At 48.0% G+C, this 15,228-nt stretch carries 13 protein-coding genes; 8 read left to right on the forward strand and 5 right to left on the reverse strand.

The window, feature by feature from the left end; all coding sequences use genetic code 11:
* Positions 1-17: 17 nt before the first annotated feature.
* Positions 18-416 (reverse strand): ACT domain-containing protein, encoded by a 399-nt coding sequence (locus HOK28_23270; GenBank protein ID MBT6436030.1) that lies wholly within the window; start codon positions 414-416, stop codon positions 18-20.
* A 204-nt stretch (positions 417-620) separates the two neighbouring features.
* Between HOK28_23270 and galT the strand changes: the two genes are divergently transcribed.
* Both galT and HOK28_23280 read left to right on the forward strand, forming a co-directional pair.
* The gene (galT, locus tag HOK28_23275) at positions 621-1,643 is read left to right on the forward strand and encodes a galactose-1-phosphate uridylyltransferase (GenBank protein ID MBT6436031.1); all 1,023 of its coding nucleotides are present in this window, start codon (positions 621-623) and stop codon (positions 1,641-1,643) included.
* 82 nt (positions 1,644-1,725) lie between these two features.
* Positions 1,726-2,562: a hypothetical protein gene (locus tag HOK28_23280; protein MBT6436032.1), complete on the forward strand. Its 837-nt coding sequence runs from the start codon at positions 1,726-1,728 to the stop codon at positions 2,560-2,562.
* Here the strand turns inward: HOK28_23280 and HOK28_23285 are convergent.
* Genes HOK28_23285 through HOK28_23295 form a run of 3 tightly spaced genes read right to left on the reverse strand, consistent with a single transcriptional unit; the run spans position 2,541 to position 6,786 of the window.
* A complete protein-coding gene (locus HOK28_23285; GenBank protein MBT6436033.1) occupies positions 2,541-5,894 on the reverse strand; it encodes a response regulator in 3,354 nt (1,117 codons plus the stop codon). The genes HOK28_23280 and HOK28_23285 overlap by 22 nt on opposite strands.
* 38 nt (positions 5,895-5,932) lie before the next feature.
* Positions 5,933-6,469, reverse strand: coding sequence for a hypothetical protein (locus HOK28_23290; protein ID MBT6436034.1), 537 nt, complete (start codon positions 6,467-6,469; stop codon positions 5,933-5,935).
* Between the two features lie 2 nt (positions 6,470-6,471).
* Positions 6,472-6,786, reverse strand: coding sequence for a hypothetical protein (locus HOK28_23295; protein MBT6436035.1), 315 nt, complete (start codon positions 6,784-6,786; stop codon positions 6,472-6,474).
* Between the two features lie 371 nt (positions 6,787-7,157).
* Between HOK28_23295 and HOK28_23300 the strand changes: the two genes are divergently transcribed.
* The 3 genes from HOK28_23300 to HOK28_23310 all read left to right on the forward strand — a co-directional run bounded on the left by HOK28_23300 (position 7,158) and on the right by HOK28_23310 (position 9,792).
* The gene (locus HOK28_23300) at positions 7,158-8,270 is read left to right on the forward strand and encodes a hypothetical protein (GenBank protein MBT6436036.1); all 1,113 of its coding nucleotides are present in this window, start codon (positions 7,158-7,160) and stop codon (positions 8,268-8,270) included.
* A gap of 56 nt (positions 8,271-8,326) precedes the next feature.
* Positions 8,327-8,968: a class I SAM-dependent methyltransferase gene (locus HOK28_23305; protein MBT6436037.1), complete on the forward strand. Its 642-nt coding sequence runs from the start codon at positions 8,327-8,329 to the stop codon at positions 8,966-8,968.
* Between the two features lie 233 nt (positions 8,969-9,201).
* Positions 9,202-9,792, forward strand: coding sequence for a hypothetical protein (locus HOK28_23310; protein MBT6436038.1), 591 nt, complete (start codon positions 9,202-9,204; stop codon positions 9,790-9,792).
* Position 9,793: 1 nt separating this feature from the next.
* Here HOK28_23310 and HOK28_23315 read toward each other — a convergent pair whose 3' ends face one another.
* The gene (locus tag HOK28_23315; GenBank protein ID MBT6436039.1) at positions 9,794-10,231 is read right to left on the reverse strand and encodes a hypothetical protein; all 438 of its coding nucleotides are present in this window, start codon (positions 10,229-10,231) and stop codon (positions 9,794-9,796) included.
* Between the two features lie 407 nt (positions 10,232-10,638).
* On the opposite strand from HOK28_23315, the gene HOK28_23320 reads away from it, so the two are divergent.
* From HOK28_23320 to HOK28_23330, 3 genes are all read left to right on the forward strand, one after another.
* Complete coding sequence (locus tag HOK28_23320; protein ID MBT6436040.1) at positions 10,639-11,898, forward strand: hypothetical protein; 1,260 nt, start codon at positions 10,639-10,641, stop codon at positions 11,896-11,898.
* 107 nt (positions 11,899-12,005) lie between these two features.
* A complete protein-coding gene (locus HOK28_23325) occupies positions 12,006-14,210 on the forward strand; it encodes a PilT/PilU family type 4a pilus ATPase (protein MBT6436041.1) in 2,205 nt (734 codons plus the stop codon).
* Between the two features lie 291 nt (positions 14,211-14,501).
* Positions 14,502-15,228 (forward strand): hypothetical protein (locus HOK28_23330; GenBank protein ID MBT6436042.1); only part of this gene is annotated, 727 nt, incomplete at its 3' end.

A 15,228-nucleotide genomic window follows, 5' to 3' on the forward strand; every position in this document is an offset into this window, starting at 1 on the left:
AATAGTTCCGGCCGAAATTACGATTGCTTAAATTCTTGAAGGGCAGCCATTGCAAGCTCTGCCTTCTCTGTCTGAACAAAGATGTGGTCATGATAATAGGCAGCGATGACGTTGGCGCTGATACCGTGATGAGCTAGCTTTTGTGCAACTGCGGCTGTAAGGCCAACAGCGTCCAGGCTCGAATGGACGGTTAATGTGATTGAGGAAAAAGTAGATTCATAAGCGAGGTTGTGTTCCATCGCTTGGTTCTCGGGAATCACTAAGGTGAGCCCCTCATCTTCTGCGAATGACGCCAGTGGCTTGAGATTGGAGAAATCTCCGTACGAGCCTTGGACGCAGCAAAATACATACGAGATTGGTGAAAGCCTGGGAGCAATAGAACTCAAGAGTTCTTCCAAATTTGTCTTACCCGCCATGTTGATTCCTTGTTGTTGTCTTTTCGGCCAGTCCAGCGTTGAGACTATAACCACTTTCGGTACCGCTGCGACAAGGCGTTGTTTGGTGTTTCTCACGGGCATCCACGTTCTATTCATCCGATTTGAGAGCTCGTAGGTTCATTTTTAACAACTAGCACCAAAAGTTAGGCTCAAATACGCTATACTCTGTGGCGGGAGGTGGCCATGGGCGTATTTCGCAAGAATCTCATTACCAACGATTGGGTGATGTTTGCCCCGAATCGTTCGGCCCGTCCTGTAGAGCTGAGCGGTAAAGAAGAAGCTGACCAGCTGCAACAGCTTTTGGCAAGACCAGCTTACAAAGAGAGCTGCCCCTTCTGCCCAGGAAACGAAGATCCGCAAAGCTGTGAACCATTTCGAATTGGGACTGACTCAAATTGGGATGTTAGGGTTTTGGAAAATAAATATGCCAGCGTAGACCGCAAGCTTCATCCAAATTTGAAACAGAACGGACTCCATGCCGAGATGGAGGGCTTTGGCATTCACGATGTGATTATCGATAATCGCCGACACAACTCAACGATGGCACTTTTTTCACAGGAGGAGGCGCGTCTTTTGTTGCTTGGTTATCGTGAGCATTTCAATGCTGTAGCCTGCCTGGAACACATCAAGCACGTGGTCCTATTCAAGAATCAAGGATTTAAGGCGGGCGGGTCTCTTGAGCATCCACATTCGCAAATTTATGGGATGCCGGTGGTTCCATTCGAAGCGCAGGTGAGACACCGTGAGATGCAGAAATATTTCGAGAAGAATAAGCGTTGCCTCTTAGGAGACTTGATGAAGCAAGAACTCTCCGAACGAGATCGAATCCTTTACGAGAATGATGATTTTGTGAGCTGGATTCCTTACGCTGCGCTGAGCCCTTACCATATTTGGATTGTCCCGAAGCGCCAGGCCGCCTCGTTTGGGAGCATTTCGGATACGGAGCTTAGTTCTCTGGCGGATATGATGCGTCATACTTTCCATATGTCGTTCCATGCTTTACGCAATATGGATTTCAATTATGTGTTTCAATCCTCGACCCGTAAACGAGATGACGACCCGGCAGGTCGTTGGTATATCAGTGTGATCAACCACAAAAAGCGAAGGGGTGGGATAGAATTTGCGGGCGGCCTCTTTGTAAACCCCTTAATGCCGGAAGCAGCCGCGGCAAAGCTTCGCGCGGTAAAGACTAAGCCGGATCCTTAGAGTGTAAAGAGAGAACCAGGAAATTAAGCGTCTTTTGTTTGCGTCTAATTACGTGGTGCGTTCTCATAATGAGGGGGCGAAGATGCTGCGATTGCTAATCATTTCATTGTTTGTTGTGTTCTTGTCTGGCTGTGCATCTCTGGGTCCATGGCCGGTGAATATCGATCCGATGGTGAATGCCCACACTATAATTATAACTACTGCTGATTACGCCGATTCCGATTACCCACCCAACTATCTGAGTGACGAAGATGATTTTGAAGATTATGTTTTTCAAACTCAGGTTACTTTTATGAAACCTCTTAATCTTTCCACTGATCAGACCGCACAATATGAGCGAATTGCTGAAGATGTGGGTCAGAGCTTACAAGATGGTGTACTCAGCATTGCTTATGAAACGTTCTATGAGGAGAAGCTGGCTTATCACCAAGTGACAGCTGGGCTTATCAATTTAAGTTACGAACAGTTCCTGACGAAGTTCTCACCCGCCGAAGATTGGGCGTCTCATACTGCGACATACCGAGGAGGCACGCGTACGGTAGATGAAGTTGATGAATTGAATCGTCTCTTGGTCTTTCGCGAGCGAATGTATATTGGGACTCCGTGGTATGCTACGGGCGCGCCTGATTTGGATATTACGAAACACGAAGCAGCTGTTTACACCGATTCATCCAGCCATATTCACTGGGTTGTTCGAGAATCGGCCAATGATTCAGCCTTTCTCGATATTGGTTATGTCCGGTTTAGCAAATACGGTGAAGGGCAAACTCTGGTGGTATTTAACAGTATCCACCGAGTGGATGCTGGGTGGTTATGTCGCGTTCTGCCTCAATCGATGGAGTCTATGTTAACAAGAATCGTTTTAAGAGACGTTTTTTCTGCGAGTATCGAAGCCTATCAGGACTTAATCGTACCATGAGGCTGGCTTAGATCCAGAAGGCGGTGAAGATGTCTTTTACCCTCTACGCCTTTGAGTTCAAACTCTCCAAGAGCTGTGCTGGCTGCATTGGGTAACAATAAAGAGACTTCCTGTGATGCAAAAACCTGTCCGGGGAGGCATTGGCCTTCGATTCGCGAGGCGATGTTTACGGTTGGACCTATGACGGTATAATCAGAACGCTCTGTACTGCCAAATGTACCGGCCACGACGGGACCATGATGAATGCCAATACGCATGGCTAAGTCTACGTTTTGTTTCTCCCACGAAACGTTGAGTTCATGAAGCCTTGCTTGCATTCCATGAGCACATTTGGCGGCCTGCTCGACTTGCTGTTCTGGAACCATTGCTCTAGGGGCCCCGAAGATAATCATGATTGCATCGCCGATGAACTTATCGATGGTTCCGTTGTGTTCATAGATCACCTGAACCATAGCACTCAGGTACTCGTTCAATATTTTTGCAAGCTTAGCTGCGGATAGTTCCTCGCTCAAACGTGTAAAGCCGACTAGGTCGGAAAATAAAACTGTTCCCATGACGTGTTCGGGTTCCTGGTCGAGTGAGATTGAACCATCAATGATTTGGTCAACAAGGTCCGGTGGAAGATAGCGTTTAAGCACTTTTTCCGTAAGCATCCGGTTCAATGCCTCTACTTCATGTTCACGTTTTTTGAGTGCTACCAGGTTGCGAACAGTGCTCGTGAGCTCTTGTTGGTTAAAGGGCTTTCCTAGGAATGAGTCGGCTCCAATATCGGTTCCAATGAGCTTTGACTCCTCGTCAGATTTAGCGGTCAGGAGAACTATGGGGGTAGAATAAAGTTCGTCGTGATTACGAATAGCCTCTATCAATTGTGGCCCAGACATCCTCGGCATCATCCAATCAGTGACGATAAGTGTGGGCTTGATTTTACATGCAATGTCGTAGGCTTGTTGGCCGTTGCTTGCTTTGACCGTTTTATATTTCTTAGCTGAAAGAGCGTCGGCGACGAGATCTCTCATATCCGCAAGGTCATCAACCACGAGAATGACCTCACCTGAACCGTCGCTGAAGTTTTCGAGGTCTTCTGTTGATGGGTTGGTTAGCTCATCTCCGCTGAGAGCATTTATAGTAATATCCTGAAGAAGCCAGGAACGTGCTTGGAAATCTAGTTCATTATTTTGTTCTGGGGCCGGGCAGGTGGGGAATGTTGCCCTGAACTTCGAACCCTCGCCAACGACTGATTCGATTCCAACGGTGCCGTTCATTTCATGCGTTAGAGATTTAACAAGTGCTAGGCCAAGGCCAGTGCCCTCGTATTCCCTTGTACTTGAGTCTTCGACTTGACTAAATAGATTAAAGAGCTTGCCTTGGTCGGCCTCTGCAATGCCGGGTCCGGAGTCTCTTACGAAAATTTCAATATTGTCATCGGTCGTGATGAGACCCAGCTCAATTTGACCTCCGTGTGGCGTGTATTTGAGGGCATTGGATAAGTAGTTGAAGGTTATCTTTTCGAGCGCATCTAGATTCCCGTCGATGAAAAGAGGTGTTTTGTTGAGGTTGGCGGGCTGTTTATCAATGGTTGCAAAGAATTGAATTTTTTTCGTTGAGCAAGACGATACAAAGTAATCTTCACAGATATGAATAAACTTTGAGAGTTCGATGGGCTCTAGGTCAATGACTTCCTTACCGGCATCCAACTTTTGGTAGTTAAGAAGTTGGTTCACGAGTCTTAAGAGTCTTCGAGAGTTTTTGATGGCCACGCTTGCATGCTTGTTGTTCGGTAATTCCTCAACGAGGTTCTCTAGGGGATTGATAATCAAAGTCAATGGTGTTCGGAGTTCATGAGAAATGTTTTGGAAGAATGAATTTTTAGCGTTCGATAGGATTTCGAGTTCTGCGGCTTGAACCTCCGCTTTACGGTATAGAGTTTCTGCCTGGTCTCGAGCATTGAGAGCTTCCAGTGTTGCTTCTTGTGCTTCAAGAGTTTTATGAGCCAGTTCAGTGGTTCGTTCTTCTACATCCTGTTCAAGCTGCTCAGTCATGTTTTCTTGAAGCTGTAGACGCTTTTGTCTGTCTTCATTAAAGATGCTTCCTATTATGAGACTGTATGCTAGTGCAGTGCTGGCTCCACAAAACATCGCAAAGAGAATAGCCAGGGTTCTTTCAAGCGAAGAGAATGGCCCATTGTACACATAGGCAACGACTGTGCCTGCAAAAAGAAAGGGGCTTTGGGCATATATAAACAGCCGGGTGGCTGGATTGTGTTTGTTTACAGAACGAACCACTATGGCCGCGAAGAGAAGAGTAGCCAAGGGACCAAATATGTAAAGTATATTTAAGAGAGTCCACCAATACTCTTCAAAGAACCAAAAAGGGCAAAGTAGGTAAACAGCGTATGAGCAGTACTTTAGGAATGCGTCGAATTTGGGTTCGTAGAGTTGCGTGTTGAGAAGGTGCCTTACAAAAGTCGGAGCAGAGGCCATAAGAGCTGTGAGAAAAAATCCAGGGAAGCCAAAAATAATGGTGGGTTCTACGACCCCAACATCCATGAAGATGTATTCTCCGAGAATGGTTCGGTAACCTGTGTAGTAGGCAGTGGCGGTAAAGACGACCATGACCAAGGAACCCGTCATGGGGTCTTTGGTTTGCATGTAGATAAATAGGTTGTAAATAAAGACCGCGAAAAATAGTCCCAGAACGAGCGCTGTCAAGAATCCTATGGTTCTACTCATTCGGTGAAAGTAAGGTTTGGATACCATCCAGAGCGAGAGAGGGAGATAGTTTCCCGATTCGATACGAACGAGTACGGTGTAATCAGTATTGGGGGTTAGCTCTAGTGAGAACGCAATGTTTTCATGAGGGTAATCTTTTTCATGCCAAGGAAACGTGGCGCCGGATACTTTGTGGGACCGACCATCCGGACCATAGAGGAACAAATCGACTCGTTGATATTTTGCATAACCTGTATCAAGGAACCATTCCTGTTTTAGCTTGCTGTCTGTCTTTAAATCAGTAGAAAGCCAATAAATATCACGACCGAAAAGGCGGCTGGTATTGAGATCTAAACGCGGGCTTCCGGCACCACTTCGAATTTTTTTAAGAATTGAGTCAGCTGAATCAACCTCCGTGTTATCTTGCAAGACAGTGGTATTGGAATCGAGTAATGTAAATTGGTTTGATGATTCAAGGTTGAGGTGGGGTGCGCCGGCAGCGAGTGCGACCATGGGGACGAAGGTCAGCACACCTATTACAAACCAAAAACACAATTGAGGTTTTAGAGCGGCGGAAGCGCTGTACGACAGAACTCTGCGCTCGGCTTTGAGTTTTGATTGCACATCTAATGGTTTCACTCTTACCAGAACAGATCCAGCAGCTAGGGTGAAAAACCGTCAATGTGATTACCGATAATGACCCGTGCGTATTTCATTGGGCGATCCCAGGCGACACCGCGCATCTGTACATGGTCATACAAGCCTTTCTCCACGGGTTTGCCGTCGCAGACGGTCAAGTTCATGGCCTGCGTATAGAGGAAGAGCGGTTCTGAATCGTCTTTGAAGTACATCTCCATTCGATGGCGGCCTCTTAGGGTGCGCAAGTGTTCTTTAATCTCGAGGATATTGTTCCATGCATGTTGGCGTACGATTCCTGACTTCGTCTCTATTCGTATCCCGGCCGAGTCGAGGCTTAGTTTTTTGGGCACAGGCCGCGATTCCATAAGGTAATAGTTGAGTCCGCCTACGAGGAAGAAGAGTAGGATGGGAGCGAGCCAGAATGCCTGCCCACTGACGAAAAAGAAGACCACTAAAGTAAATACTGGAAGAACCGTGGTGAAAATTGCGAGGGCCAAGTGACGGCGATGGGCAGTGAGCTCGATAGACTCGATGTTCGTCGGGGCCTCTGTAAAAATCATGCTTATTCTCCGCCACTAAAAAGACGATAGGCATAGTAAAGTGCAGCACCTGCGGCAAGCCACAGCAACCATTCGCCTAAGGTGCGCCGCCGTGTAAAAAATCCTTCCTGAGCCGGCTCTGCTCCGCTGATCAGTCCACGCATTTTCACCATGGCTCCGGTTGAGTCGGGGTTGTGGACTTCACTTTGGATGTCCGGTTGGATTTGTTCAGGGGTGCTGGCTGCTTGAGGGGGCGCCGAATCCGACCTCTTTTTGGGCTGAGATGCGTTTTTTTTACGCCGTGGAGATTTTTTAGATTTGTTCCGAGATGATGCCATGCAAGGCATTGTGACCTGAGCGAGAGTCGTAAACAAGACAAGGATAAACGTGTGATGGGATACGAGTCCCCATTCAAGTGCAGGATGCATTAGCGGCGGTATCAAGACTGGAGCAGTTCGCTCCTAGGACAACTCGGGTTACGCCACCAGCTTAGCGCACTGTTTACATCACAAAGACACTTACAATGAGCGGCTTAAGCATGCATTTGTTTACATTGTATCCAAAAGTTAACAGTCCCGGCGATTTCCTTCCGGTTTCACTGGTTTAAAGTTGTCTAAAATCAGGTGCTTAGGGTTTGTTCACTCTTGGCATATCTTCTGCTAGTTATATGATGATTGTTGTACTCAGGTTTCGGAGGAGAGGACCAGATATGTTGAAGACTTCCACTATTTTCATGCTGACGGCATTACTTATGGCACTAAGTGGCTGCGGCGTTGGTGAGGGCTCCGGAATTATACCGACCAATGGCGCAACAGCAGGCGACGGAACTTCTGATGATAGTTCCACCGCGGGCACATCCCCGGACGGTACAGCATCGGGCACAACGTATGAACCATGTGCCAATAAAGTCTGTGGTGATGTCTGCCAGCAGTGTGACCCGAATGACCTAGACTGCAACGAAACCAATGTTGTGAAGGCCTGCAACGAGGCCGGTGAGTGTGTCATGGATACGGGCGACCTGTGTGATGAAGTTGAGCCTGAGCCCTACGAGCCCTGCGCCGGAAAAGTTTGCGGCGATATGTGTCAGCAGTGTGACCCTAACGATTTAGATTGTGTTGAAACAGACGAAATCAAAGCCTGTAACCCCGATGGGGAATGCGTGTCTGATACCGGCGACCTCTGCGACGGCGAAGAGTATGATGCATGTGCAGGTAAATCTTGTGGTGATATGTGTACGCTTTGTGACCCGGCAGATTTAGATTGCGCCGAGACCATGGAAATCAAAGCCTGTAACCCCGATGGGGAATGCGTGTCTGATACGGGCGACCTTTGCGATGAAGTGAGCGCTTGCGCAGAGAGTGCATTGCCGGCGGATAACTTTATGGCTGGATTGGAGTGGGCAGGTGGCTGCGGTGACATGGTTATTTATGCAGCCTCGCCGGATGGGACCATGGAAGTGAATTTGTCGATTTGGGGCGTGTGCGAAGAAGCGCATAGCTCAGGTGGTGTGCTAACGCGTACCTATAATTTACCGGATTCAGGCGTCGACCTTAACCTTAATCTTGGTAGCAACGTAAACGGCGCAACGTGCAATGATGCTTTGGACTGGGAGAACCCGGTCGTTATCAATCACAGCATTGCCGCAACGGCGGGCACGATTACAATCAGTGCAACGCCAGACGGTGAAGCAACAGCTTGGTCAATACCCACCGTGGTCACCGTGACACTCTCTGATGCAGTATTCACGGATATTGATGGTTGTACCTCAACTGTTACAGGCTACAGCTGGACCGGTGTCTATGTGGGTTGGATGGCTGGTTGATGACTGGCTCGTCAACCCTTTGACTATCGATGCTTAAAGGAAGTATTGAGGTCGCTATGCTAGGCAAACCATTTAATGAACGTGACCTTGGGCTACTCTCAGGTAGAACCATTGGACATTATCAAGACCGAGCCGAAGACTTTTGGCAAGGAACACGCGATCACGATGTCTCTCAAAACATCGAGACTCTCCTGCAATACCTTCCTATTCCCGCGCCAGCTAAAATTCTCGATTTGGGATGTGGTCCTGGGCGAGATCTGATCACTTTCAGGGATAGAGGTCATGTGGCCATAGGGTTGGACGGGTCAAAGGCTTTTTGCGAGATGGCAAGAAGAGTTTCTGGTCAAGAGGTGTTGTGCCAAGATTTTATTGCGCTGAATCTTGAGGCCAATGGTTTTGACGGAATCTTTGCGAATGCCACGCTTTTTCATATTCCGATGTGTGAAATCGAGCGCGTTTTGGGAGAGCTTTTTAGGGCCCTCAAACCTGGGGGTGTTCTTTTTAGCTCAAATCCCCGAGGGCCTAATATCGAAGAGATTAATGGCGAGCGTTACGGAGCCTACTACGACCTAGAGAATTGGCGGCTCTTGTTGAAAACCGCGGGTTTTGTGGAACTCACACATTATTATCGCCCGCCCGGAGTCCCCAGAGACCAACAGCCATGGTTAGCCTCCGCCTGGCGCAAGCCCAAATCTTAGTACAACGTTTAGCCAACCCAATTCTTTTAGATATTCCACGATTAATTTCCGCAACTTTTGCGAGAGTCATAGGTTTAAAAACAAAATGGGCTTTTTTCGGCAAGTTACGGGGCCAAGCTAGCTTATTGAACAATGATGGTGCTGGGTTTGCCTATACCTGAAGATGAGGGTCTTATGGAGTTCTTGTCTTGACCATGATGTGAAAGAATACTCTGTTTTAAAAGGTAAATACGATGAAAATGAACTTATTGTGCCTGGCATTGGCGTGGATGATTGTTGGTTGTGGTGAAGTTGAAGAATCAAGCGTCATACCGGATGAAACCGAATCAACCGACTCAAGTAATGATACGAGTTCAGATGACTCCACCGATGGGACATCTGAAGAAACCATCGATGATACCTCAGCGGATAACCCGTGCGCGTTTCCGCTGGTAAGACTTCAAACAGGCCAAAGTGAGACATGTGACGGCGGGAACGAGCATCACTGGCCGATTGGAATGGATGAGTCCGATTGCCATGGCTGGCAGGGAATGGATAACAGCGGCGGGATTCACAATAATTCAGCGAACACCATTCGTTGCAACGATGACGGAACCTTTGAATTCACTCAATTCGGTGGCAACCTAAATTGCGAAGGAAACGGAACACGAAAAGTGTATAGCCTAAATACTTGCGAGCAGGATATTCCGCCAATGCTTTATACAGTAGCCATCGACCTCACGTGTTGTAGTAATCCGGATTCGCCAGACTGCAGAGTCGGCATTCCCTCCGCAGGTCCAGTTGGCGCCGAGATAAGCTTAAATGGGGTCGTTTGCGAGCCGTAGCTCAGTCCTTCATTCTCCGCTCAATCATCTTCTGAATACGGTTCAAATCATGCTCCGTGAGCCAGAGTGTTGTAAGCCGAATGGTTCTCCCGCCTTGTGTTGAGATGACGACTGGCTTACCACTAAGGAAAAGTGACGTGCCACGACGGACGCTGGTAAAATTCGACATTTCATAGGTCACTGCGGCTCGAAAGAGTGAGCGGTTTATCAGCATCGTTCCAGAGTAGATTTGGAGGTAGTGGCGCTGACTCGTGTTGGACAATCGCATTAAGACAACGACTGAGAGGATGAGTGTCGCTACTAAAAACGGTGGCAGCAGGCTCTCATAAGAGCTTTGATTGAGCATAAATAGGCAAAGCAGGGCGCTAATCAAAAGGGTTGTTGTGATGCGCGACTTGGTGGCCGGATTTCTTTTAAATCGAATGGGCTTGGCTTGCATGACCGGGCAATTCCTCTTTTTAAAACGAACCTCACCTTAAGACTTAATTGTCAGATTTAGGCAATAGGTTACGACCTTAAAATAGAACCCCCTAACTGATTTTATCTTACTCTTATCCTGCTTGGGTAAGTCATAAGCCATCCGGGATGCCGTGCCCCTTAGAGGACTGTCAATTTCGTGTACTTACGGCGGCAGGCGCTCGCCATACTGGTTTTCAGTGACTGAAGAAGGTTCGCAATCAAACAACTGATCAAACTTTATCAACCGTTGGACATCTTTCGAGCTGGATTATCCAATCAGCTATCTTCAATTTTCTAAAATAAAAATGACTAAATGAAAAAGACGCAGCATCAAAGAAGTGGCCCCCGTAACATCTTTTTTAAATAACCTAACTTATAGGTGGTGTCGTGGTGCGTACATTTTGGATAATTTTAGTTTTCTTAAGTTTAGTTTTGGTTGGCTGTGGACGGAACGGGAACGGGAACGGGAACGGGAACGGGAACGGGAACGGGAACAACAACCGTAACGGTAATAACAACAATAATGAGTTTGAAGAGTTGGAGCGTTTGGCCCAGCTTTCGATGGAGGTGATTCCCCGTGCACCGACCAACCGCTATGCCGATGAGTTAGCCGCAGCAAGGTTTGGACAACGGCTTTTCTATACCAATACCATGAGTTCCACAGGCGGTGTCTCTTGCGCCACGTGTCACGACCCTGAGCATGGATTCTCGGAGCCTCGTTCATTAGCGCAAGGCGTAAATGGTCGGGTGGGCAGCCGGCATTCACCAACCCTGTGGAACGTGGCATTTTCGGATTTCCTTTTCTGGGACGGGCGGTCAGATTCCCTTTGGTCTCAGGCGTTGCAGGCTATTGAGGGTTTTGCAGAGATGGATTTTAGTCGGCTGGAGGTGGCTCACTTGATAGCTGACCATCATGATCGCGAATACGAATCAGTTTTTGGGCCCTTGCCAAATGTGTCAGGTCTTCCGCGAAAAGGTAAGCCGGGAGATACTTCATGGAACGGTTTAACGAATCAGCAAAAAGACAACGTACAGAGAGTTTTCGCCAACGTGGGTAAAGCGCTTGAGGCTTATCAGCGGCAGTTGATTTGTTCCAATACTCGTTTTGACCGTTATATCCGTGGAGAAATCAATCTAACACGGGACGAGGAGCAAGGTGCTTCTAACTTCCTAGACAGTGGTTGTGACCGTTGTCATAGCGGACCGACTCTATCTGACCAAAGATTTCATAATATTGGTATTGATCATGACGGAACGCCTGACCGAGGGCGCGTCAACGGTGTTACGGCTTTGGTCAATGATATCTTTAACGGTACGGGTGTTTATTCCGACGATGTCGGTGCGGGATTTTCTCGCCTGAATCCGATTTCCAGTGAAGTGAATCAACTTGGTTCGTTTAAGACGCCAACACTCCGCGGTGTCGGACAGCGAAGTCACTTTGGCCATTTGGGCAATCTGGTGACGCTGCGTGAGATGATTGATCACTATGACCGGGGAGGGCGTAACAATCGTGATTTCGTGGGTGAACTCGACCCTCTTTTGAACAATCTGAATGTGCAGGGCGAAAATGATATAGAAGCCTTTTTGAGGACGCTTGATTGCCCGCCAGTACCTGAATCTTTGATAGGCGTTCCGCCGCCTTTTTAAGTCATTCTTTTGATTGATACGGGGGTGATGGTACCAAATGGACAGCCACTCCCGTAAAGCATTCCAAACGACTTTATACGAACTTGAACTAGGGTTATGCTCTAAGCATGACAGCACCTAGAAATATCCCCCTGGTGAGCCTCCTAGAGGCGATGGAGCGTTACCAAGCTTCTGACTTATTCATTACGCAGGGTAAGGTACCTGCCATACGAATACACGGCAGTGTTCAGCAGCTAAATCATGTCCCAACGAGCCTGGAAGACATCGAGAAGATATTGGAACTCGCTCTCAACCCGGTGACCAAGAAACTGTTTTTTGAAACCGGTGATTTGGATGTAGGTTTATCCCTCGATAATGGCCGAAGGTACCGGCTGAACCTGCATCGCAACATGGGGAGAGTGGGTTTAGTAGCAAGGGCAATTCCCAGTGGCGCACTTAATTCGGAAGCTCTTATGTTGCCTCCAGCGGTCGAGAAATTTGCCTCTGCAAAGCGTGGCCTTGTCTTGGTCACGGGCTCTACTGGTTCAGGTAAGTCTACAACTCTAGCGGCCGCCGTTCACTGCGTGAATCAAAGCCGTGCCGCGCATATTGTTACGATTGAAGATCCTATCGAGTTTGTACACCGAGATGCGCGAAGCCGGGTTACGCAACGAGAGATAGGTAAAGATACCTTAGATTACTCTCAGGCCTTAAGGGAAGTCGTACGCCAGAGCCCGGATGTGATTGTTATCGGTGAAATCCGGGATATGGAAACGATGAAGGTGGCCTTATCGGCGGCGCTCACGGGACATTTGGTATTGGCGACGGTTCATACGGTAAATAGCGTTCAAACCATTCAGCGCTTACTGGGCTACTTTCCAGAGCATGCTAGAACTCAAGCAGCTTTAGATTTATCGATGTGTCTGGTTGGGATCGTGTCGCAGCGGTTGCTTCCCAAAATATCTGGTAATGGACGTGTTTTAGCCGCTGAAGTTCTTACGATGAACCCTGCGGTTCGTAAACTTATTCACGAACAACGGGTCGATGAACTCTACGACATTCTACGTGATTCGAGAAGCTCGGATTTAACCAGTTATACACAAGCTTTGGTACGACTTTACCAAGCTGAACATATCAGCCATGAAACAGCCTTGGCCTATGCGAGTCATCCTGAAGAATTTGCTTTGCAGGTACGTGGGGTAAGCACGGGAAGTGCAAGCTTCGCGAAAGACCTCGTTACCAGTACAGCGGGCAAGCTTGATCTAAAGACCCTGCTCCAAGAGGTGAGTAAACGAGGTGCTTCCGACCTGCATATAACGGAAGGTCGTGCACCGATTTTAAGAATTGCGGGTAAACTGGAACCTCTCTCGCAAACTCCGCTAACCGAGGCCGACATGCGAACCTTATTGTTCTCGGTGCTTTCGACCCGTCAACGTAGCGTTTATCAGCTCGAGCGCGAGATTGATTTTGCTCTCGCTATTTCTGGCGACCAGCGCTTTCGTATAAATGCCTATTTCCAAAAAGGTCGTATGGCTGCGTCTTTACGCGCGATTTCTTCTGAGATCCCAAGTGGAAAAGATTTAGGACTCCCTCAATCTCTTTTACGATTGGGGCAAAAGCCACAAGGTCTTCTCTTGGTGGTGGGACCTACAGGCTCCGGTAAGACGACTACGCTTGCCTGTCTACTTAATCAGATTAATGAACGTCGTAATTGCCGAATCGTCACAATCGAGGATCCGATTGAGTATACTCATGAAAGTAAAAAAGCGACGATTGATCAGCGAGAAGTCAATTCTGATACTCAATCGTTTTCGGCCGCCCTCAAGTATGTGTTGCGTCAAGATCCGGATGTTATTTTGGTGGGTGAAATGAGAGACCTTGAATCTGTTTCAGCGGCCCTTACTGCAGCTGAAACCGGGCACCTGGTCATGGCAACCTTGCATACCAATAGCGCGGTTCAAGCGATTGAGCGGATTGTTGATGTATTCCCCGCACGACAGCAAAATCAGGCACGCGCGCAGTTATCCAGTTCATTGCTTGGGGTTGTTTCACAGCGGTTGTTGCCGGTGAAAAATGGCGAAGGCCGATTGGCTGCTTTTGAAGTGTTGGTGGCTACGCCTGCGGTTAGAACCATTATTCGTGAAAATAAGCCCCACCAGGCTGCCAGCATTATGGAGAGTTCCCGAGGGCATGGAATGGTCACGATGGATAGGGCACTCAAGGACCTCTACGAGGCCGGGAAAATTCATTACGAAGATGTGCTGAGGTATGTATCCAATCCCAAGAATGTCCCGCCGACTGAGGCTGATTTGCAAATTGCGAATTCATACTAAGGCGTTTGACGAGCAGGGTTTTGAGGGGTTGATGATTTTCCATCGGCGATGTGTTCTTTTCGAGTAAAGTCGGCTGCAAGGACGCAATTGAAAAATAAGTTAAAACAGATACTTAGGTCTTTTCTTCGTCCTTTTGTTACGTAAGTCGATGCATCCTGTGGAGCCTGTAGCGAAGGTATGATTTTATATCATAGCTTGATAATAATATCTTCTCTGCCTTCAAACTTGTGAAGAGTTGCGGCACCGATGGTTGTTAGGTTTTAAGCGCAGGACCTTGCCCAGGAGTACCAGGTGGTCATCGCTCAGCGGATCGTATTGTTGATTATGTTCCACGCCGTCTTTTGGCCCACGCTGAGTTTCGCCGAGACTAAAACACTTCAGCCTGAAGCGTTCATAGATTTATCAAAATGGAATCCAGACGATGGTGAGTTTCGACTAGAGGGGGATTGGTCACATTGGCCACGTCAGTTGCTCGAGGACATCGAGGTTGGCCCACAACAACGCATTGATATTTTGAGTGGGGCGTTTGTTGATGAGGCGGACCACGGCAACTACTTAACCCACGGCGTGCAGCTTCGGGGTCTGCCTAAAGCTCTCGATTATTTATCAATTAGGCTTGGCGTGATTGATACAGCTCACCGACTCTGGGCAATCGACGCGTACGGTAATCGCCGAGTTATTTCTGAGGCGGGTACGGTAGGGCGCACGAAAGAGGAGGCCGTTCCCGAAGTGGTCTGGACCCATGCTTCATTGGCAGGGTTAAGGGGCCCCGTGTTGGATTTGTTTCTTGAGGTCTCTGGTTACCGCAGTGCCTATATAGGTGTTTGGCGAGTTCCGGTCATTGGTCTCACGAAGGATTTGGACAAGAATAAATTTAATCGATTAGCCTTCGCCTATACGTTGCTGGGTGTTTTACTGATGGCTACGATCTTTCATTTTGTTCTTTTCTGGTTGCGACCGCAAGACAAGGTGAATCTTTGGTTTTCACTGCTATGCGGTGGTCTCGCGCTGCGGCATG

This window comes from Deltaproteobacteria bacterium, from assembly GCA_018668695.1.
Classification (GTDB): domain Bacteria; phylum Myxococcota; class XYA12-FULL-58-9; order XYA12-FULL-58-9; family JABJBS01; genus JABJBS01.

What these genes read in the sequence shown, in the direction of transcription:
- HOK28_23300 (MBT6436036.1), top strand. Translation starts at nt 7,158, where the DNA reads ATGTTGAAGACTTCCACTATTTTCATGCTGACGGCATTACTTATGGCA.
- HOK28_23310 (MBT6436038.1), top strand. Translation starts at nt 9,202, where the DNA reads ATGAAAATGAACTTATTGTGCCTGGCATTGGCGTGGATGATTGTTGGT.
- HOK28_23290 (MBT6436034.1), bottom strand. Translation starts at nt 6,469, where the DNA reads ATGATTTTTACAGAGGCCCCGACGAACATCGAGTCTATCGAGCTCACT.
- HOK28_23280 (MBT6436032.1), top strand. Translation starts at nt 1,726, where the DNA reads ATGCTGCGATTGCTAATCATTTCATTGTTTGTTGTGTTCTTGTCTGGC.
- galT (MBT6436031.1), top strand. Translation starts at nt 621, where the DNA reads ATGGGCGTATTTCGCAAGAATCTCATTACCAACGATTGGGTGATGTTT.
- HOK28_23295 (MBT6436035.1), bottom strand. Translation starts at nt 6,786, where the DNA reads ATGGCATCATCTCGGAACAAATCTAAAAAATCTCCACGGCGTAAAAAA.
- HOK28_23305 (MBT6436037.1), top strand. Translation starts at nt 8,327, where the DNA reads ATGCTAGGCAAACCATTTAATGAACGTGACCTTGGGCTACTCTCAGGT.
- HOK28_23315 (MBT6436039.1), bottom strand. Translation starts at nt 10,231, where the DNA reads ATGCAAGCCAAGCCCATTCGATTTAAAAGAAATCCGGCCACCAAGTCG.
- HOK28_23325 (MBT6436041.1), top strand. Translation starts at nt 12,006, where the DNA reads ATGACAGCACCTAGAAATATCCCCCTGGTGAGCCTCCTAGAGGCGATG.
- HOK28_23270 (MBT6436030.1), bottom strand. Translation starts at nt 416, where the DNA reads ATGGCGGGTAAGACAAATTTGGAAGAACTCTTGAGTTCTATTGCTCCC.